Here is a 17,713-nt window from a genome sequence, read left to right on the forward strand (position 1 = left end):
TCAGGAACTTGTACAAGATTTTCTTTTCTATCTATTTATTCGTAAAAAATCTCAAAAAGTCCACCTTTCAGTAGACTTAGTTTGTTTCTATTCTTATCGGCACTCTTCCAAAATTCTGGTCTGCTATACTTGGATTTCCTAGTTGGTAAATCTGGTCTGACTTTTGAGTCATGACATCCCAAGGTTCTTTGCCAATTCGGCTGACTAGACTGACCTGACCTTTCAAAGACTTGAGATGTTGCCTGCCTTTTTCAGTAAATCCAAGGACATGAATGGCTTCTGGCAAGTCACCTTCTCTAGCTTGCACCAAGATATAGGTCAAGAGGCGTCTGACACGCGCCTTGGTGTAACGCTTGGTCGCAACCGCTTCAACCAAGTCTTCCACAGATTGGGCTATCTTGATAGCATCCTTGATGCGCACTGCCATTTCTTGATTGACCTGATAGATGGTGGTTAGGTCGAGATTTGATAAGATTTGATAGCGGAGCAAGGGAAAATAGTCTTCCCAGCTCACCTTATTAGCCTGCTCAAATAGAGCAACAGAAGGCATAAAGCGTTCTAAGAAATCTGTATCTCTCTGGTGCTGACGGAGGGCTGTAGCCGAGGCAAAGTCCACATCTTTATCCACAGAATGGTAACCCGCCCCCTGACGTTGAATTGGATGCATCTTGATATTTCGTCCCGCAACCGCCTTGGCATAAGCGAGAGCAAGAACATGATTGGGGGTATTACCTGAAAAATCAAGACCAGCAAATTCCTTCCACATGGCTTGGGTTTTCTGGGGATAGGAAAGGGAATCAGGCAGATTTTCCACAAATTTCTCCATCTCAGCACCTTGCTCTGTGTATAAGTCAGCGATTTCCTGGTAATCCAGAACTTCCTCTGTCCCAAAAGCTAGATTATCAATGCCCAAGCGAGCCAAGATATCCACAGCTCCTTGACCGAAGAAATCAGCTGCCTGAACACTGACTAAAAAGGGCAATTCCACTACCAGATCTGCTCCGTTTTCCAGCGCCATCTGGGTCCGTGTCCACTTATCTACAATAGCAGGCTCGCCTCTCTGCATGAAATTTCCAGACATAGCCACGACTTTCAGTCCTTCAGCCTGTTCCAGCAGGTATTTGTGTCCATTATGAAAAGGATTAAACTCCGCGATAATACCCGTGATGGTCATAGTGATCTCCTACTTCTGCGCCACAAAAAACCAACGGGTGCTAGTTTCTGTTGGCTCCTTGTCCTCAAAGTCCGCATAGAGTTTGAAGGACTTGAATCCAGCCTGTTCCAACAAAATATCATAGGTCAAGACCTCATAGGTCCGCTCCTCATGCACTTCATCGTGACGACTAAAGGAACCGTCATCCTCCTTGATAAAGAAGGTCAGCTCATGTACGATAGAATGTGGTGCTGAATCCTCATAGGTGTCCCAAAGCATAGCGAAATCTTCCGCATTTTCATGGTAGGAATAGCCTGGAAAAACTTCATCTGTCTGGTAAGTCGAATGCACGTCAAAGATGAAAACTCCGTCTTCATTAAGAGCATTATAGACTTCCTTAAAAACGTCCCCTACTTCCACTTCATCCTGCATGTAGCAGATTGAGTCCGAATAACAAGTGACAAAATCATATTGACCTGCCTTGGACAAATCCAGCATATTTCCTTCAATGAAATCAATCTTTTGCTTGGCTGAAGCAGCTCTCTTTTCGGCAATTTTCAACATATCAGCACTCAAGTCCAGTCCAGTCACATCAAAACCAGCCTGAGAGAAGCGCACCGATTGAATTCCTGTTCCACAAGCCAGTTCCAAGAGTTTCTTTCTCTCCTTGGTCTTAGGCAAATGACGCAGCGAAAAATCCGTCCATTTATCGTATAAACTATCATCCATCACAACATCGTAAACAGCCGCAAAGGTTTCATAAGTTGCCATAATCATGATACCAAGAGCCTCAATGGCAAACACCACTAGCTCTTTACCTTTCTATCAATTTTTCTAAAATAAGCAAAGAAACCCAGTTGACTACAACTGAGTTCATCTTCTAAGCAAGAGCTTCTGAAATATCTACTGAATTCGCCTCATGCCATAGTTTTTCTAAGTTATAGTGGGCACGAATTTCTTCTGAGAAGATATGCACAACGACACCACCAAGGTCTAGCAAGACCCAGCCTCCTGCCGCATCGCCTTCGACATGGCTGCCTTTAACACCAGCTTCGGCTACTTTTTCACGAATGTTATCAGCAATAGCGTCCAACTGACGGCTATTCATCGAGCTCGTGATGACAAAGTAGTCCGTCACGCTGGTCAAATCTTGTACGTCGAGTGCAAGGATATCCTCCGCACGTTTCTCATCAGCCGCTTTCACGACTAGTTCTAGTAATTCTTTTTCGTTCATTTAGTCCTCTTTCTAGAAAATATGTTTGTAATCTAGGACATCTGCAAAGCGCCCCTCCCAAATACCCTCATAGAATTCATTTATCGTTTCTGCTGGAATGTCTTTCCCATCAAACGTTGTGCAAGTTCCTTCTGGAATAATAAGCTGATAGCCATATTCAAAAGCAACCTTGACAGAGGTATCCACACAATATTCTGTCTGCATACCACATAAAACTAATTTTTCAATCCCCTGTTTATCCAAATATTCTTTTAAACCAGTTTCTTTGAAAATACTGTTATACTTCTTCTGAAAGACCTTTTCATCAGGTTTTCGGTTTAAAAGCTCAGATAACTGCCAATCTTCTGATGTTTGAGCTTCAGCGTTCTCAATATGTTGAACATAAATAATTTCGATATTCTTACTTCTAGCCTGGTTTTGTAAATAAGAAATTTTTTCCAATAGACTATTTGTCTGAAAACCGGTTTCCACTAAAATATTCTGAACATCAATGATTATAAAAGCCGTCTTCATTTAGTCCTCTTTCAAATAGTGCACAAAGGCGTTATAGGTTTCAAGGGTTTGGGGATAGATGGGAAATCCCTGATGAGCTAGATGCTCCACGGTACGAGCTGTTTCATAGGCCACCGCCTTATTGAGCGATTGACTTGCAATCTCACGCGCCTGGTCTACTCCAGGAAAGGCTCGATTGTGCTCGATATAGTCTGCGACATAGATGACCTTATCTAAATCTGTCATCTGACCAGCACCGACTGTATGGATTTCAATGGCTCGCAGGATTTCTGTATCATGCAAATCCAAATCTTCTTGAATCTTGTAGATACCAACCAGCCCATGCCAGACATTATTGCCCCAGTTTTTGAGGTCAGGGTCTAGCTGATAACGGTCAATCAAGTCTAAAAATTCCTGATCTGACAGCTTTTTAGCATAGTCATGAAGGAGCCCTGCTAAGCCTGCTTTCTCGGCATCGACTCCAAATCTCTCCGCCAGTTCTATGGCTGCACGCTCCACACCTAGACAATGGGTTAAGCGTTTTTCAGGTAGAAGCTCTGCCATTTTTTCTAACAAAGCCTCACGGGAGCAGTTGATATAGTCTTGATAGGCCATCAGTAGAGCCCCTCCTTCTCGATGAAATCTAGCACAGGCTGAGGTAGGAGAAAGTTGGGTTTCCGACCTTGGGCCAGGAAGTCACGCACCATGCTAGATGAGATATCCATGAGAGGCACATCCACCCAGATAACTGGATAGGAAGTGCCAGCCTTATAGCGTGGGCGCTGAACTCCCACAAACTGAACCATATCAACCAGTTCATCAATTCGATACCACTTAGGCAAATAGTCCACCATGTCGGCACCGATGATAAAGTAATAATCCGTATCTGGATGTTGCTCTGTCAAGATTTTCATGGTGTCGTAGGTATAGGAAATGCCCTTGCGCTCCAACTCAATGGTTTCAATGTCCAGACCTTCAATCCCCTCAATCGCCAACTCAAGCATCTTGAGACGATGGTGTTCAGGGATTGTTTCCTTTTTATCTACATGAGGAGGTTGGTATTCAGGCATAAGCAGAACTTGATCTAGTCCCAACTGCTGGCGCACTTGATCCGCAACAATGAGATGGGCATTGTGAACGGGGTTAAAATTGCCCCCTAAAATCCCGACTTGTTTGCGTTTTTTCTCCTTGATTTCTGGCTCCAACTCTACCTTGGTAAAGGGAGTTAATAGTTCAATTGCCATAGGCTAGTCTCCTTTATTTCTCTGTAAAAACAGTTATTTGGAGTAGGTTTTTAGATTTCTTTGACTTTTTTAGAAATCTTGCGATTTTCTTTCTTGCTAGATTGTTTAAATAAAATCAAGATGCGTCCAATTTTTTGGACTGTATCCACACCGATTTCTTCTTCCAAGATTTCAGCGACTTCGTGGATATTTTCATCTGTATTTTGCAAGAGAGTTACCTTAATCAATTCGCGGGCGTCAAGAGCTTGACGAACGCTGGTTTTGATTTGGTCGTTGAGACCATTTTTCCCGATTTGGATGATGGGTTTGAGAGTGTGTGCCTGGCTGTTGAGGAAGGCACGTTGTTTTGATGTTAATGACATAATTTCTTCCTTGTTTTTTTGATAGTTATTTTAGGTGGTGAGGGACGGTCGGAACTAATTTCCCAAAGATCCCATCTTTGAAAAATGGATTTCCTGACCTCACAATTGAGCCTTGGTCTCAATTGTGCCCCTTGCCAATCTACAGATTGGCAATCACACCACGGCAATAACTATCGCTATATGAGCTCACTTTGTTCGCTCAGCGATTTTGGTTTAAATAATGGCTTTTCGTGTGACGACGGCAACGCCTTCTGGTCCCCAGACGGCGACTTTGGCGGTGCCTGTTACGCGGATCCAGCCTAGGCCTGAGATGACTAGGTCTGTCTTTTCCTTGATATTAAAGACATGTTGAACTAATTTTGGAAAATCTTCTTTTTCCTTGCTATTTGGTGGTGTCAGAAGGGTTCCGACGTGCTTGTCATAGAAAGCACTAGCGCCTTCTAGTTTGGTACGGTGTAGTTTGAGTTCATTATCAAAGAAGGCTGTGAATCCTTGCTTTTCACCCGCAATGAAGTCAAAGCGTCCTAGACCGCCTAAAAACAGGGTTTGTTCAGGATTGAGCTGATAGGTTTTAGGCTTGATTTCCTTTTTGGGGCTGACATACTTGAGGTTTTTAGCCGTCAAGTAATGAGCCATTTGGTGACGGTGGATGATTCCCGGTGTATCGTAGATATAAGAACCATCATCAAGCGGAATCTCGATTTTGTCCAAAGTTGTCCCCGGGAAGCGTGAAGTCGTAATGACATTCTGGTCACCCGTGATTTCTTGGATAATAGCATTGATAAGAGTTGATTTTCCAACATTTGTTACCCCAACAACATAAACATCGCGGCCCTTACGGTAATGCTCGATTTTGTCAATGACTTCCTTAATGGCATGTTTGTTTTGTGCTGAAGTTAGGACAACATCGACTGGACGAAGTCCTTCTTCGTGGGCACGCTCCATGAGCCACTGGCTAATCTTGCCCGGTTTAACTGACTTAGGTAGGATATCTTTTTTATTTCCGACCAAGAGGACATCATTGCCTGATACAAAACGTGGCAAGCCTGGGATGACAGAGCCATTAAAATCAAAGATATCAATGACATTAACCACTAAGGCATCACTGTCTCCCACCTCGTGTAAGAGCTTGAGGAAATCATCGTCTGTCAACTGGACATCCGTGATTTCATTGTAGTGGCGGAGACGGAAACAACGTTGGCAATAGACTTCACCTGTCTCCAAACCTTTTTCAAGTGCCGACTGGGGGGTAAATCCAAGACCAACCTTATCTGTCGTCTGAATGGTTGCTCCACAACCAATACAGAGAATTTCTTCCATAGTTAAATTCCTTTTTTATATGTAATCTGTCCGTACTTTTCAGTGATTTTTCGCATCACACGGCGCTCACGAGCTCGGTTAATCTGCGTTTTGATCGAGTCATGTTGGACCAAGGGTTTGACTAAAATCGAGCAAATGCCTGCACGGTGGGCTGCTCGTATATCTGTCATGAGCTGGTCGCCAACCATGACCACTTCACTTTTCTCATAGTGAAATTCCTTCATGGCACGGTCAATTCCAAATGTGAAGGGCTTCAGAGCCCAATAAACATAATCAATCCCAAACTTCTCAACTGCTCGTTGGACGCGTTTTTTGGTGTTATTTGATACCACGATAATGCGAATGCCCGCGTCCCGAAGGTCATGTAGCCATTGTTTCATCTCTGGCGTCCCATCAGGGTTGTTCCAAGCAATGAGGGTATTGTCCAAATCGACCAAAACAGCCTTGATTCCCTGCGCCTGCAGGCTTGGAACTGTCAGATCATAAACTGCTTCCACAGCAAAATCTGGCATGTAGTTTTCAATCGCCATTCTGGCTCCTTTTCTTTTTAATTTCTAGTAATTTTCTTCATCCATTGAGATAAGGCTGCCCATAAAATCAAGCTAGCCATTAAGATATAAATCCAAGCATTTGGCTCTTCTGTAAATGGTAGAGGAACATTCATTCCGAAAAAGCCTGTCACGACTGCCAAAACAGCTAGCAAGACTGAAATGATAGTCAAGGTTGTCAAATTATCATTCAGATTATTGTTTAGAATGTTGTTGTAAGATGCTGATAGTTGTTGAAGGACTTGAGAAATCAAGTCTGTCATGGATACCAGCTGATGAGCCTCAATCATGGCATCATCAAACTGTTCTCTCTCAATCTCGTTAAAACTGCGATAGAGGGCATGCCCTTGAATATGTTCCAGCAACATGCGATTTTGCTTGGCAGCCGCCGTAAGATAAACCATACCGGTCTCCAAGTCGGAAAGGGCAAAAAGGTTTTTCTTAGTCGTCCGCTGGCGCAAGAGGCCATTAACCTCGTCCTTACTCTTGTCCATCTGCTCAATGACAGGATAGTAGGCATTGCTGATGATTTCCAGACTGGCAAAGAGAAACTTGTAAATCGAAAGCGTGTCATGACTCTCCAGATAACGGGTCATCTGTTCAATGACATAGGCGTTCTTGGTATTACTAATGGTAATCAGGCGATGATGTTCCACGATAAAGGTCATGGGAAAGGCTTCGTAGTATTCCTTGTCCTTTTTCAAGTTCAAGACATTGTAGATAAAGGTCACAGTCCCATTTTCACGGTGATAATCCATGTGAGCTCGTTCATTTCTATCCAGAGCATACTCAATGGTTTCCTTGTCCAATCCATAGATGTCAGAAAGATCTTCCATATTTTTAATCTTATCCACATCAAGGTCTATCCAGGTACAACCATTGCCCAACTGCTTTTCTAAAACCATCTTTTCTCCTTTATTAAATATTAAACTCTTTCTATTGTACCACAAATTACTTAAAATAACAGGTCTAGTCTGTGCGTGAGAAATTGCTAACAACTGTGATATTTCGGTTAGGAACAAAGTGAAGAGCTTGCTCCTCGCTACGAAGCTGGGTCGTACGAATTCCCACGCTGACGACCTTGCCCGATACAGTAATAGGACCATTTGTCAGAACGACCTCATCTCCCACATCCAGTTGACGTTCAAAAAGGATGAAAAAGCCATTGATGACATCAGACAGAAAACCTTGGGCTCCCATCCCAATCGCCACCCCAGCAATCCCAGCTCCAGCCAACAAACTAGATACAGGTAAGCCTAAAATCGACAAAATGCAGTAGAGTAAAAAGAAATATAGCGTATAATTAAACACATTTTCTAGTAAACGCGCAATAGTCTTTTGGCGCCCGACATCATGATGAGACATTTTTAGAGAAGGTTTGACAATTCTCTGCACCATAGTATGAAGCATTTTTTTAGCAATATAAAATACAATCAAAAGCAGTAAAAGAGAAATGATCTTGGTTAGAATATTCTCGATAATGGTTGTCACATCTAGCTTCTCAATATAAGCTTGAATAAATTTTTGCATATAAAACTCCTTTATTTCATTATACCATATTTTCATCAGTCTCATTCTCCATAAATATTCAAAAAATAGACAGAAAATTCTTGATTTTGTCTATCATTTATACTATAATCATAATCACTACACAAAAAGGAGATTATTATGAAAAGAATCATTCATGCTTGGAACAAGGCAAGCCTTGTCAAGCGTATCTTGATTGGTATGCTTTGTGGGGGAATCCTAGGACTGACCCTTCCTAATCTCTCAGGAATTGGGCTACTCGGGGATTTATTCGTCGGAGGTCTAAAAGCTGTTGCTCCTATCCTAGTCTTTGCCCTCGTTGCCAATGCCCTTTCCCAACATCAAAAGGGGCAAGATAGCAATATGAAAACTGTTATTTTCTTGTATATCCTAGGGACTTTTGCTGCTGCTCTTGTAGCTGTTGTAGCTAGTTTCATCGTCCCTATTGAAATTACCCTAAATAGTGCCAATACTGAAATTGCACCACCAGATGGGATTGGGCAGGTCCTCAGCAACCTCTTGCTCAAACTGGTTGACAATCCAGTCAATGCCCTCATTACTGCCAACTACATCGGTATCCTATCTTGGGCAGTTGTTTTCGGGATTGCTATGAGAGAGGCCAGCAAAAATAGTAAAGAATTACTAAAAACTATCGCTGACGTGACTTCTAAAATTGTCGAATGGATCATCAACCTGGCTCCATTTGGAATCCTTGGCCTTGTCTTCAAAACTATTTCTGATAAGGGAATCGGAAGCCTTGCCAACTACGGTATTTTATTGGTTCTATTAGTAACGACTATGCTTTTTGTCGCCCTTGTGGTCAACCCTTTGATTGCATTCTTCTTTATGAGACGCAATCCTTACCCTCTAGTTTGGAACTGCCTCCGTGTCAGCGGTGTGACAGCCTTCTTTACTCGTAGTTCTGCTGCCAACATCCCTGTCAACATGAAACTTTGCCACGACCTTGGACTCAACCCAGATACCTATTCTGTTTCTATCCCACTTGGTTCTACTATCAACATGGCAGGGGCAGCGATTACTATTAACGTTTTAACCCTTGCTGCAGTTAATACTCTTGGAATTCCTGTTGACTTTGCCACAGCCTTTGTCCTCAGTGTGGTAGCAGCTATCTCAGCCTGTGGTGCTTCTGGTATTGCTGGAGGTTCCCTCCTTCTTATCCCAGTTGCTTGTAGCCTTTTCGGTATTTCTAACGATATTGCCATGCAAGTTGTCGGAGTTGGTTTTGTGATTGGGGTCATCCAAGACTCATGTGAAACAGCCCTTAACTCTTCTACAGATGTCCTCTTTACCGCCGTTGCCGAATACGCAGCAGCCCGTAAAAAATAACTCATAAAGGCAAGCCTGCTCAGGTTTTGTCTTTTGTTCTTTTATTCTAACTTATACTCTTCGAAAATCAAATTCAAACCACGTCAGCTTCGCCTTGCCGTACTCAAGTACTGCCTACGGCTAGCTTCCTAGTTTGCTCTTTGATTTTCATTGAGTATTATCAGGAAATTTTTATGTCTATTAGCCAACGTACGACCAAGCTCATCTTAGCTACCTGCCTTGCCTGTCTGCTTGCTTATTTTCTCAATCTTTCCTCAGCAGTTTCGGCTGGAATTATCGCTCTCTTGAGCCTATCTGATACGCGTAGAACTACCTTAAAACTGGCTCGCAATCGACTCTTTTCCATGCTCCTAGCTCTGGCTATCGGTGTTCTAGCTTTTCACTTGAGCGGATTTCATATCTGGAGCCTTGGCCTCTATCTAGCCCTCTATGTGCCTCTAGCCTACAAGATGGGGTGGGAATTTGGCATCACACCAAGTAGCGTTTTGGTTAGCCATCTCTTGGTGCAAAAATCAACCTCTCCAGACCTTCTAGTCAATGAATTCCTTCTCTTTGCTATCGGTACAGGATTTGCCTTACTGGTCAATCTCTACATGCCTTCACGAGAAGAGGAAATCCAGCACTACCACACGCTGGTGGAAGAAAAGTTAAAAGATATCCTCCAGCGTTTCAAATATTATTTATCCAGAGGGGATGGACGCAACCGAGCACAGTTGGTAGAGGAATTAGACACACTTTTAGAAGAAGCCCTCAGACTGGTCTATTTGGATCACTCTGACCACCTCTTTCACCAAACCGACTACCATATCCACTACTTTGAGATGAGACAGCGACAAAGTCGTATCCTGCGAAATATGGCCCACCAAATCAACACCTGTCACCTAGCTGCCAGTGAAAGCCTGATTTTGGCCCAACTCTTTTCAAAAATTGCTAGTCAACTAAGCCAGACCAATCCTGCTTCTGATTTGCTAGATGAAATTGAACGCTATCTGGAAGTCTTCCGGAACCGCAGTCTGCCCAAGACAAGAGACGAATTTGAAACCCGTGCCACCCTTCTTCAACTCCTACGTGAAGCCAAAACCTTCATCCAAGTAAAAGTTGATTTTTACCAAAAATATGGACAGTAAAAAAGAAAACCACTAAAAAACAGAACTTGCTAGCTCTTTTGAAAAGTAGTATAATTATTGCATGCACAATCATCTTGTGATGCAGAGACTGTCCGTGAATGGACTTTCTTCTATTTACAACTCTAAAAAGAAAGGATATACTATGACCTATTTGGAAAAATGGTTTGACTTCAATCGTCGTCAGAAAGAAATTGAAAGTCTCTTGGAAGAGACAATTGCCCAGCAGAGCGAGCAAAGCCTGACCTTGAAAGAGTTCTACCTGCTCTACTATCTGGACTTGGCTCAAGAAAAATCTCTACGCCAGATTGACCTGCCAGATAAGCTTCATCTGAGCCCAAGCGCTGTTTCTCGGATGGTGGCTCGCTTGGAAGCCAAAAATTGCGGTCTACTCAGTCGCATGTGTTGCCATCAAGATCGACGCTCTAGTTTTATCTGCCTGACAAGTGATGGGCAAAAGACACTGACCTCTCTACAAAAGGCTGTCGAAGCAAGCTTGGAAACTGGTTTGGATTTCTTGATTTAAGATGATTTTAGAAAAAGTTGCGTGCGCAATCATTTTTCTTGACATTCTCTTTTACAAGGAGTAAAATAAAGTCATCATCAAACAAAGGAGTTTTAAACATGATTGAAATCACCTATTTAGATGCCAGCAAGAACGAAAGAACTGTGACTTTCGAGTCTTATGAAGACTTTGATCGTTCGCAACAAGCTTGCCTTATCGGCGTCGCAGACTACTACCCTGTCCAAAAATTAACCTATAACGGTCATGATTTGGACTACCATGGGACTTATGGAGATATCTTCTTCTATCTCAAGAAACAAGATTTAAGCCAATATAACTAAAAAAAGGAGAAATACAATGGCAAAAGCAATTACAGATGCAACATTCGAACAAGAAACAAAAGACGGTTTGGTCTTGGTAGACTTCTGGGCAACTTGGTGTGGTCCATGTCGTATGCAAGGGCCAATCTTGGACAAATTGTCTGAAGAACTTTCAGAAGATGTTTTGAAAATCGTTAAAATGGACGTTGATGAAAATCCAAACACAGCTCGTGCTTTTGGAATCATGTCTATCCCAACTCTTCTCTTCAAAAAAGACGGCCAAGTTGTCAAACAAGTTGCTGGTGTTCACACAGCAGACCAAATCAAGGCCATCGTTGCTGAATTGAGCTAATCGCACTAGAGACCAAGTACTTTCTTTGGTCTCTTTTTTCTTGCCCTTTGCCATTTTTCAAAAAATATGCTAGACTGTAGATAGAATATTACGATGTTTGGGACACGCCATCGCTAAAAAAAACCTTGACTTGGTATTTTTTAGCTCCCTCATGGGAGCTTTTTGCGTGCTCTGAACATTTCCCATTTTGGAAGGAGTACTATGAAACGTCAATCAGCCTTGGTCGTCTTTAGTGGCGGTCAAGATTCTACAACCTGCCTCTTTTGGGCTAAAGAACACTATGAAACGGTCGAAACCGTTACCTTTGCCTACGGTCAACGTCACCATTTCGAAATTCAAGTTGCCCAAGAAATCGCTAAGGAACAGGGGATCCGTCATCATATCCTAGATATGTCTCTGCTGGGACAAATCACTGAAAATGCCTTGACTTCTGATCTGGAAATTGAGCAAAAAGAGGGAGAGGTTCCCAATACCTTTGTTGACGGTCGCAACCACCTCTTTCTATCTTTTGCGGCAGTTCTTGCCAAGCAACGGGGCATTAAAGACATCGTGACAGGTGTCTGCGAGACAGACTTCTCAGGCTACCCTGACTGTCGGGATGCCTTTGTCAAATCCCTCAATGTCACCCTCAACCTTGCCATGGATTACGACTTTGTTATCCAAACACCTCTCATGTGGCTGGACAAGGCTGAAACTTGGGAATTAGCTGACAAACTCGGTGCCTTTGACTATGTTCGTGAAAAGACCTTAACCTGCTACAACGGAATTATAGGGAGTGGCTGTGGAGATTGCCCAGCCTGCCACCTACGTCAACATGGTCTAGATGTTTATCTCTCACAGAAAGGAAAGGACTAATGTTTTTTGCACCCAAAGAAATCAAACAGGAAACTGGGGAGTCTCTGGTCTACAATCCTCACAGAACCTTGGTATCAAAAGAGTTTACCTTCGATGCTGCCCACCACCTCTTTCACTATGAGGGAAAATGTAAGTCCCTGCACGGCCACACCTATCATTTGCAGATTGCTGTCAGTGGATTTTTAGATGAACGTGGCATGACCTACGATTTCGGAGACATCAAAGCGATCTACAAGAACTACTTAGAGCCCCACCTGGACCATCGCTATCTCAATGAAACTCTTCCCTATATGAACACGACTGCTGAAAATATGGTTTACTGGATTTTCCAAACCATGAGTCAAGAGTTGCCAGACGAGCGCGGTCTCCGTTTGGAATACGTTCGCCTCTATGAGACTCCGACTGCCTTTGCGGAGTTTAGACGGGAGTGGTTAGATGACTAGGGAACGTGTCCTCAAACTACCAGTTCTGGAAATTTTTGGCCCAACTTTTCAAGGTGAAGGTCGTGCTATCGGGCAGAAAACCATGTTTGTCCGCACTGCTGGTTGCGACTACCACTGCGACTGGTGCGATTCTGCCTTTACATGGGATGGCTCTGAAAAACCGACTCGTATGACAGCTGACGAGGTCATTGCTGAGTTGGATAAATTGGGGAGCTACGACTATGTAACCCTATCTGGGGGAAATCCTGCTATCCTAGCAGCCAACATGGCTGAACTCGTCACCAAGCTCAAGGAACGCGGTGTCACCCTTGCTGTCGAGACTCAAGGCTCTCGCTGGCAAAATTGGTTAAAAGATATTGACCAAGTCACCCTGAGTCCCAAACCTCCTTCATCCAAGATGGAAGTCAACTTTGAGACCTTGGACTTTATCGTTTCCCAACTGGATCCAGCCAAGGTCACCTTTAAAATTCCTGTCTTTGACGATGCAGATTTGGCCTTTGCCAGAGGCATACAAGAACGCTACCAACCAGATGTTCTCTTTTTATCGGCTGGAAATCCTGAGCCCAAGGCCACAGGCAATATTATCCAAGACCAACTGGACCGCCTCAAAGAACTCTGGGAACGCATCGCTGCTGACGACAGCTGGGGCAATGTCCGCGTCCTTCCTCAACTGCATACCCTCCTCTACGATAATCAACGTGGTGTTTAAGATTAGAAAGAAAAAATCATGTCACAACAAGAAGAAATGAAAAACCTAAGCCTACTGGGCAACAAAGAAACCAACTATATCTTTGACTATCAACCAGATGTCCTCGAATCTTTTGACAATCGTCATGTGGAGAATGACTATTTTATTAAATTCAACTGTCCTGAATTTACCTCACTTTGCCCTATTACCGCTCAGCCAGACTTTGCAACTATTTATATTTCCTACATCCCTGATAAGCTCTGTGTCGAGTCAAAATCCCTCAAACTCTACCTCTTTAGCTACCGAAACCACGGAGATTTCCACGAAAACTGTATCAACACCATCGGGAAAGACTTGGTCAACTTGCTAGACCCTCGCTATTTGGAGGTTTGGGGAAAATTCACTCCACGCGGCGGCATTTCAATAGACCCCTACTACAACTACGGTAAGCTAGGAACTAAGTATGAAGGCTTGGCAGAACAACGCCTCTTCCAACACGACCTTTATCCAGAGAAAATTGACAATCGTTAAACTCATACTCAATGAAAATCAAAAATCAAACTAGGAAGCTAGCCGCAAGTTGCTCAAATCACTGCTTTGAGGTTGTAGATAAGACTGACGAAGTCAGCTCAAAACATGGTTTTGAGGTTGCAGATGGAAGCTGACGTGGTTTGAAGAGATTTTCGAAGAGTATCATACGAAAAAGCCCTGTTCCTCTAGATGAGGAGCAAGGCTTTTTGTTTTTCAATTATTCTTCTGTTCCAAGGAAGTTTTTTGCAACGAGGGCTGCAAGAACTCCACCAGCGATTGGTGCAAGGATGAAAATCCATACTTGTTGAAGGGCTGCACCACCTACCAAGACAGCTGGTGCCAAGCTACGAGCTGGGTTTACTGAAAGTCCAGTAATGTTCAACCCCACAAGAATCATCGCCATCAAGGACAAACCAATTACCAAACCAGCAATCGCGCCATTTCCCTTGCTTTCTGAAGTAACAGTCATGATAACCAAAACAAACAAGAAGGTTGCAATGACTTCAAACAAGAACCCACCAAAGACAGTGACACCGTTTGCCAAGGCATTTTCACCAAGACTAGCAGTTGACATACCTGAGTTAGCCAAGAGGAAGAAGACAGCGCCAGAAGCAATAAAAGCTCCAACAACCTGACCAAGGATGTAGTTGACAAGGTCTTTTGATGACAAACGTTTGTTAACAAACATAGCAATCGAAACAGCCGGGTTCAAGTGAGCACCTGAAACAGTTCCGATTGAGTAGGCTGCCACCACGATTGCCAAACCAAAGGCAAAGGCGATTCCAAGGTGACCAAGGCCATCAAGACCATTTCCAAAAACAACAGCCCCTGTCCCAACGAACACAAGCATGAACGTACCGATTAACTCAGCGACAAATTTTTTCATTCTCTTTCTCCTTTTTTCAAAAACTAGATACTAGTCTATCAAAAGAGGGAAAAGGTTTCAAGAAAATTGATTGGAAATTTTCAGGATAGAATTCTATAAAAACGGTAGCATTTATTTGAAACATTTTTTCTAAAGTTATATAATGTCAATATAGTTCTAATTAGTTATTCAGTCCCTAATTTGAACTAATTTTTACAACTTTGCTGTTCTTTTATGAACGTTTAAATGGTATCGTGGATACCAAGGAGGAATCATATGTCTAAAGTTGCTATTGTCACAGGTGCAGGTCAAGGAATCGGTTTTGCAATCGCAAAACGATTGGTTCAAGATGGCTTTAAGGTAGGAGTCTTAGACTACAATCCCGAAACAGCTGAAAAAGCTGTTGCCGAATTATCAGCTGAAAATGCCTTTGCTGTCGTGGCCGATGTTTCGAAACAGGCAGAAGTTGCACAAGCATTTCAAAAGGTTGTTGACCATTTTGGCGATTTGAATGTTGTCGTAAATAACGCTGGTGTTGCTCCCACTACTCCTCTTGATACAATTACTGAGGAACAATTTACACGCACTTTCGGTATCAACGTTGGTGGTGTCATTTGGGGTTCACAAGCTGCACAAGCACAATTTAAAGCACTTGGCCACGGAGGTAAAATTATCAACGCAACCTCTCAAGCTGGTGTAGTCGGTAATCCAAATCTAACTGTTTATGGTGGAACCAAATTTGCTGTTCGCGGAATTACGCAAACATTAGCACGTGATTTAGCAGACTCAGGCATCACTGTTAACGCCTACGCACCAGGTATTGTGAAAACACCAATGATGTACGACATCGCTCATGAAGTTGGTAAAAATGCAGGAAAAGATGACGAATGGGGTATGCAGACATTTGCAAAAGATATTACTCTAAAACGTCTATCTGAACCAGAAGATGTGGCTGCTGCCGTCAGCTTCCTTGCAGGACCAGATTCAAACTACATTACAGGACAAACCATTATCGTTGATGGTGGTATGCAATTCCATTAAGATACACAAAAAGAGGTTGGAAAATGATTCAACCTCTTTTGTTAGTTTTCATTATTAGTTAGGAGGATACAATAGAAACTCTTTCAATAAGTACTATTAGCTTATCCCTAGCATTGAAAAGACTGGATAGCTTCTTTCAAGTCATCTTGTAAACTATTTCTCTGGTCAAGTTGGACATAGACTTCCAACAGACAGGATCTGAAGTTGGAAAATTTGTAAAAATCCTCCCTTTCTTCTATCGGAAAATCAACAGTTTTTATCCAAGAAGCTACTTTCTCTTGCTCCAACTTCCCTTGTAAAATAGGTTCATAGATCACTCTTGCTAAACGCCAATCTTCATCATCTGTAAAACGAATGGGAATTCTTTTAAATAATGGACCAAGTATGTCAAATACTTCATGAACTCTGTTTTTAGGAAAGTCTGGATGACAAACCACCTCTGTCAGTAAATCGGCTCCATGTGCAAAAGTGTGAACCCAACCATACTGACTTGAAAAACCTGTTGTATCCTTTTCTTTTGAAAGATAATACAAACCTTGATTTAAAAGGACATTACGAATTTCTGATTTTAATCTCTGATAGAAAATCGATTGCTGGTTGGCATCTGCAGACAAGAGATTTGCATAAATAAGCGCCCTAAAAGAACGTTCAAGGGTTGACAAGCCTACCTTATCAATCTCTTTGTCTAGTCCTCCATCAGCTGAGACCACATCAGCAATGAAGTGAAATTGTTCCTGTGTAAATAGTTCTTCCTGAATCCCTCTAGCAAAGCTTGTAAAAACAAGGTCATCACGAATTTCTGGAGAAGAATCTCCCAAGTGATCAAGCAACCATTGGATTTCTTCATCATGATAACTTAGTTTTTCTTCTGCTATTTTTCTAAGTAACTCTTGATACATGGTCAATACCTCTACATTTCTAGCAACTGTTCAAAAGGCCAGCCCAAGATAACTTTCTATCTTATTCTTTTTTAGATAGAGTTTTTCCTGCAGCAATTGCATCGGCCTCTGTCATCTCGACAACATTAGATTTAATAGTTTTTGAAGGCATTCTATCCTTACTATACCAATAAACTTTTGATTTTCCATGGTTTGCAACATAGACAATTCTATCTTGCTGTTGGGCTTTAGTTTCAGCTTCACGTGCATTTCTTTTCTCTTCTTCTTTTTGAGAAATTAATGACTCAACTGCACCTATCCTGTCGAGCAATTCTGCCTTTTTATCGTTATTTTCAATCTGATTAACTGTTTCTTTGGCAGACTTCACTTGACTCGGATCTTGACTTTCTTCCAATTGTTTGACTAAGTCTTCACCTTTTTCTTGCAACTCATTTGCGGCCTTTTCTTTGGCAATTCTCTCTTCTTCTGCTTTTTCTTTAGCTTTTTTCTCATCTTCAATTCGTTTCGCCTCCTCTATGCTAGATGAAGTATCCGCCGTTGAAGATGTAGAAGCAGTAGATGTCATAGTCTGCTTAGTTTCTGACTGAGAAGATGAAGTTTTCTTTGTGACTGTTGGGGTTTGAAGAACAACTGCAACAAAACTAACAATGAAAAGCCCTATCATTAAATTTCTTTTTCGAATATCTGGTGCTTTCTTTACAAAATACCAAATACCAACTCCACTCAAAACTAGATAGAGAGTAGGCAAAGCAATCAATAAAATGATTCCCAATAAAACTAGACCAATTTTGATAAAACGTATTCTTTGTGAATCCTGCTCCAGCCATTTTTTAATTCTGTTCATATCGTTATCCTAAATTCCT

At 42.3% G+C, this 17,713-nt stretch carries 24 protein-coding genes; 10 read left to right on the top strand and 14 right to left on the bottom strand.

All coding sequences use genetic code 11. The annotated features are described in order from the left end of the window. Positions 1 to 76: 76 nt before the first annotated feature. The 11 genes from HT698_RS04740 to HT698_RS04790 form a co-directional block, all read right to left on the bottom strand. Complete coding sequence (locus HT698_RS04740; protein ID WP_173219926.1) at positions 77 to 1,174, bottom strand: nucleotidyltransferase; 1,098 nt, start codon at positions 1,172 to 1,174, stop codon at positions 77 to 79. 9 nt (positions 1,175 to 1,183) lie between these two features. Then, on the bottom strand, positions 1,184 to 1,924 hold the full coding sequence (locus tag HT698_RS04745) for a class I SAM-dependent methyltransferase (protein WP_319946281.1): 741 nt from the start codon (positions 1,922 to 1,924) through the stop codon (positions 1,184 to 1,186). A gap of 109 nt (positions 1,925 to 2,033) precedes the next feature. Beyond that, on the bottom strand, positions 2,034 to 2,387 hold the full coding sequence (gene rsfS / locus HT698_RS04750) for a ribosome silencing factor (RefSeq protein ID WP_173219929.1): 354 nt from the start codon (positions 2,385 to 2,387) through the stop codon (positions 2,034 to 2,036). A 12-nt stretch (positions 2,388 to 2,399) separates the two neighbouring features. Continuing rightward, complete coding sequence (locus tag HT698_RS04755; RefSeq protein WP_173219932.1) at positions 2,400 to 2,900, bottom strand: cysteine hydrolase family protein; 501 nt, start codon at positions 2,898 to 2,900, stop codon at positions 2,400 to 2,402. After that, complete coding sequence (yqeK, locus tag HT698_RS04760) at positions 2,901 to 3,494, bottom strand: bis(5'-nucleosyl)-tetraphosphatase (symmetrical) YqeK (protein WP_173219935.1); 594 nt, start codon at positions 3,492 to 3,494, stop codon at positions 2,901 to 2,903. Next, entirely contained in the window at positions 3,494 to 4,123 is a 630-nt protein-coding gene (locus HT698_RS04765) for a nicotinate-nucleotide adenylyltransferase (protein ID WP_173219938.1), read from the bottom strand. The genes yqeK and HT698_RS04765 overlap by 1 nt, the downstream gene beginning before the upstream one ends. A gap of 50 nt (positions 4,124 to 4,173) precedes the next feature. Continuing rightward, positions 4,174 to 4,485 carry a ribosome assembly RNA-binding protein YhbY gene (yhbY, locus tag HT698_RS04770; RefSeq protein ID WP_000060169.1) on the bottom strand — a complete coding sequence of 104 codons (312 nt, stop codon included), beginning with the start codon at positions 4,483 to 4,485 and terminating at the stop codon, positions 4,174 to 4,176. A gap of 213 nt (positions 4,486 to 4,698) precedes the next feature. Continuing rightward, positions 4,699 to 5,805 carry a ribosome biogenesis GTPase YqeH gene (gene yqeH / locus HT698_RS04775; protein ID WP_173219941.1) on the bottom strand — a complete coding sequence of 369 codons (1,107 nt, stop codon included), beginning with the start codon at positions 5,803 to 5,805 and terminating at the stop codon, positions 4,699 to 4,701. A gap of 2 nt (positions 5,806 to 5,807) precedes the next feature. After that, a complete protein-coding gene (locus tag HT698_RS04780; RefSeq protein ID WP_173219944.1) occupies positions 5,808 to 6,335 on the bottom strand; it encodes a YqeG family HAD IIIA-type phosphatase in 528 nt (175 codons plus the stop codon). A 17-nt stretch (positions 6,336 to 6,352) separates the two neighbouring features. Then, positions 6,353 to 7,258, bottom strand: coding sequence for a magnesium transporter CorA family protein (locus HT698_RS04785; RefSeq protein ID WP_173219947.1), 906 nt, complete (start codon positions 7,256 to 7,258; stop codon positions 6,353 to 6,355). 64 nt (positions 7,259 to 7,322) lie between these two features. Next, the gene (locus HT698_RS04790; protein WP_001168881.1) at positions 7,323 to 7,883 is read right to left on the bottom strand and encodes a mechanosensitive ion channel domain-containing protein; all 561 of its coding nucleotides are present in this window, start codon (positions 7,881 to 7,883) and stop codon (positions 7,323 to 7,325) included. A 138-nt stretch (positions 7,884 to 8,021) separates the two neighbouring features. Between HT698_RS04790 and sstT the strand changes: the two genes are divergently transcribed. From sstT to queF, 9 genes are all read left to right on the top strand, one after another. Next, positions 8,022 to 9,227, top strand: a complete 1,206-nt coding sequence (sstT, locus tag HT698_RS04795) for a serine/threonine transporter SstT (protein ID WP_173219949.1) — start codon at positions 8,022 to 8,024, stop codon at positions 9,225 to 9,227. Between the two features lie 173 nt (positions 9,228 to 9,400). Then, entirely contained in the window at positions 9,401 to 10,354 is a 954-nt protein-coding gene (locus HT698_RS04800; RefSeq protein ID WP_173219542.1) for an aromatic acid exporter family protein, read from the top strand. Between the two features lie 142 nt (positions 10,355 to 10,496). Then, complete coding sequence (locus HT698_RS04805; RefSeq protein WP_173219545.1) at positions 10,497 to 10,877, top strand: MarR family transcriptional regulator; 381 nt, start codon at positions 10,497 to 10,499, stop codon at positions 10,875 to 10,877. Positions 10,878 to 10,975: 98 nt separating this feature from the next. Further along, a complete protein-coding gene (locus HT698_RS04810; RefSeq protein WP_000570255.1) occupies positions 10,976 to 11,197 on the top strand; it encodes a DUF4649 family protein in 222 nt (73 codons plus the stop codon). Between the two features lie 16 nt (positions 11,198 to 11,213). Beyond that, positions 11,214 to 11,528 carry a thioredoxin gene (gene trxA / locus HT698_RS04815; protein WP_001029579.1) on the top strand — a complete coding sequence of 105 codons (315 nt, stop codon included), beginning with the start codon at positions 11,214 to 11,216 and terminating at the stop codon, positions 11,526 to 11,528. Between the two features lie 201 nt (positions 11,529 to 11,729). Continuing rightward, positions 11,730 to 12,383: a 7-cyano-7-deazaguanine synthase QueC gene (gene queC / locus HT698_RS04820; protein ID WP_173219548.1), complete on the top strand. Its 654-nt coding sequence runs from the start codon at positions 11,730 to 11,732 to the stop codon at positions 12,381 to 12,383. Further along, positions 12,383 to 12,826 (top strand): 6-carboxytetrahydropterin synthase QueD, encoded by a 444-nt coding sequence (queD, locus tag HT698_RS04825; protein ID WP_000464575.1) that lies wholly within the window; start codon positions 12,383 to 12,385, stop codon positions 12,824 to 12,826. The genes queC and queD overlap by 1 nt, the downstream gene beginning before the upstream one ends. Beyond that, a complete protein-coding gene (queE, locus tag HT698_RS04830; protein WP_173219551.1) occupies positions 12,819 to 13,535 on the top strand; it encodes a 7-carboxy-7-deazaguanine synthase QueE in 717 nt (238 codons plus the stop codon). Before queD ends, queE begins: the two co-directional genes overlap by 8 nt. Before the next feature lie 18 nt (positions 13,536 to 13,553). Beyond that, entirely contained in the window at positions 13,554 to 14,045 is a 492-nt protein-coding gene (gene queF / locus HT698_RS04835; RefSeq protein ID WP_173219554.1) for a preQ(1) synthase, read from the top strand. 217 nt (positions 14,046 to 14,262) lie between these two features. Here the strand turns inward: queF and HT698_RS04840 are convergent, their stop codons facing one another. Further along, positions 14,263 to 14,931: an MIP/aquaporin family protein gene (locus HT698_RS04840; RefSeq protein ID WP_173219557.1), complete on the bottom strand. Its 669-nt coding sequence runs from the start codon at positions 14,929 to 14,931 to the stop codon at positions 14,263 to 14,265. Between the two features lie 255 nt (positions 14,932 to 15,186). Between HT698_RS04840 and HT698_RS04845 the strand changes: the two genes are divergently transcribed. Next, positions 15,187 to 15,951, top strand: a complete 765-nt coding sequence (locus HT698_RS04845; RefSeq protein WP_000048147.1) for a (S)-acetoin forming diacetyl reductase — start codon at positions 15,187 to 15,189, stop codon at positions 15,949 to 15,951. A 107-nt stretch (positions 15,952 to 16,058) separates the two neighbouring features. On the opposite strand, the gene HT698_RS04850 is transcribed toward HT698_RS04845, so the two are convergent. Further along, positions 16,059 to 16,850 carry a DUF2785 domain-containing protein gene (locus tag HT698_RS04850; protein WP_173219705.1) on the bottom strand — a complete coding sequence of 264 codons (792 nt, stop codon included), beginning with the start codon at positions 16,848 to 16,850 and terminating at the stop codon, positions 16,059 to 16,061. Positions 16,851 to 16,911: 61 nt separating this feature from the next. Continuing rightward, positions 16,912 to 17,694 carry a deoxyribonuclease gene (locus tag HT698_RS04855; RefSeq protein WP_173219559.1) on the bottom strand — a complete coding sequence of 261 codons (783 nt, stop codon included), beginning with the start codon at positions 17,692 to 17,694 and terminating at the stop codon, positions 16,912 to 16,914. Between the last annotated feature and the right edge of the window lie 19 nt (positions 17,695 to 17,713).

The sequence above is a fragment of the Streptococcus sp. 3109 genome (genome assembly GCF_013276905.1).
Classification (GTDB): domain Bacteria; phylum Bacillota; class Bacilli; order Lactobacillales; family Streptococcaceae; genus Streptococcus.

What these genes read in the sequence shown, in the direction of transcription:
- HT698_RS04755 (WP_173219932.1), bottom strand. Translation starts at nt 2,900, where the DNA reads ATGAAGACGGCTTTTATAATCATTGATGTTCAGAATATTTTAGTGGAA.
- HT698_RS04840 (WP_173219557.1), bottom strand. Translation starts at nt 14,931, where the DNA reads ATGAAAAAATTTGTCGCTGAGTTAATCGGTACGTTCATGCTTGTGTTC.
- queC (WP_173219548.1), top strand. Translation starts at nt 11,730, where the DNA reads ATGAAACGTCAATCAGCCTTGGTCGTCTTTAGTGGCGGTCAAGATTCT.
- HT698_RS04790 (WP_001168881.1), bottom strand. Translation starts at nt 7,883, where the DNA reads ATGCAAAAATTTATTCAAGCTTATATTGAGAAGCTAGATGTGACAACC.
- queD (WP_000464575.1), top strand. Translation starts at nt 12,383, where the DNA reads ATGTTTTTTGCACCCAAAGAAATCAAACAGGAAACTGGGGAGTCTCTG.
- yqeH (WP_173219941.1), bottom strand. Translation starts at nt 5,805, where the DNA reads ATGGAAGAAATTCTCTGTATTGGTTGTGGAGCAACCATTCAGACGACA.
- trxA (WP_001029579.1), top strand. Translation starts at nt 11,214, where the DNA reads ATGGCAAAAGCAATTACAGATGCAACATTCGAACAAGAAACAAAAGAC.
- yqeK (WP_173219935.1), bottom strand. Translation starts at nt 3,494, where the DNA reads ATGGCCTATCAAGACTATATCAACTGCTCCCGTGAGGCTTTGTTAGAA.
- queF (WP_173219554.1), top strand. Translation starts at nt 13,554, where the DNA reads ATGTCACAACAAGAAGAAATGAAAAACCTAAGCCTACTGGGCAACAAA.
- yhbY (WP_000060169.1), bottom strand. Translation starts at nt 4,485, where the DNA reads ATGTCATTAACATCAAAACAACGTGCCTTCCTCAACAGCCAGGCACAC.
- rsfS (WP_173219929.1), bottom strand. Translation starts at nt 2,387, where the DNA reads ATGAACGAAAAAGAATTACTAGAACTAGTCGTGAAAGCGGCTGATGAG.
- HT698_RS04745 (WP_319946281.1), bottom strand. Translation starts at nt 1,924, where the DNA reads ATGGCAACTTATGAAACCTTTGCGGCTGTTTACGATGTTGTGATGGAT.
- queE (WP_173219551.1), top strand. Translation starts at nt 12,819, where the DNA reads ATGACTAGGGAACGTGTCCTCAAACTACCAGTTCTGGAAATTTTTGGC.
- HT698_RS04855 (WP_173219559.1), bottom strand. Translation starts at nt 17,694, where the DNA reads ATGAACAGAATTAAAAAATGGCTGGAGCAGGATTCACAAAGAATACGT.
- HT698_RS04850 (WP_173219705.1), bottom strand. Translation starts at nt 16,850, where the DNA reads ATGTATCAAGAGTTACTTAGAAAAATAGCAGAAGAAAAACTAAGTTAT.
- HT698_RS04810 (WP_000570255.1), top strand. Translation starts at nt 10,976, where the DNA reads ATGATTGAAATCACCTATTTAGATGCCAGCAAGAACGAAAGAACTGTG.
- HT698_RS04845 (WP_000048147.1), top strand. Translation starts at nt 15,187, where the DNA reads ATGTCTAAAGTTGCTATTGTCACAGGTGCAGGTCAAGGAATCGGTTTT.
- HT698_RS04740 (WP_173219926.1), bottom strand. Translation starts at nt 1,174, where the DNA reads ATGACCATCACGGGTATTATCGCGGAGTTTAATCCTTTTCATAATGGA.
- HT698_RS04785 (WP_173219947.1), bottom strand. Translation starts at nt 7,258, where the DNA reads ATGGTTTTAGAAAAGCAGTTGGGCAATGGTTGTACCTGGATAGACCTT.
- sstT (WP_173219949.1), top strand. Translation starts at nt 8,022, where the DNA reads ATGAAAAGAATCATTCATGCTTGGAACAAGGCAAGCCTTGTCAAGCGT.
- HT698_RS04805 (WP_173219545.1), top strand. Translation starts at nt 10,497, where the DNA reads ATGACCTATTTGGAAAAATGGTTTGACTTCAATCGTCGTCAGAAAGAA.
- HT698_RS04780 (WP_173219944.1), bottom strand. Translation starts at nt 6,335, where the DNA reads ATGGCGATTGAAAACTACATGCCAGATTTTGCTGTGGAAGCAGTTTAT.
- HT698_RS04765 (WP_173219938.1), bottom strand. Translation starts at nt 4,123, where the DNA reads ATGGCAATTGAACTATTAACTCCCTTTACCAAGGTAGAGTTGGAGCCA.
- HT698_RS04800 (WP_173219542.1), top strand. Translation starts at nt 9,401, where the DNA reads ATGTCTATTAGCCAACGTACGACCAAGCTCATCTTAGCTACCTGCCTT.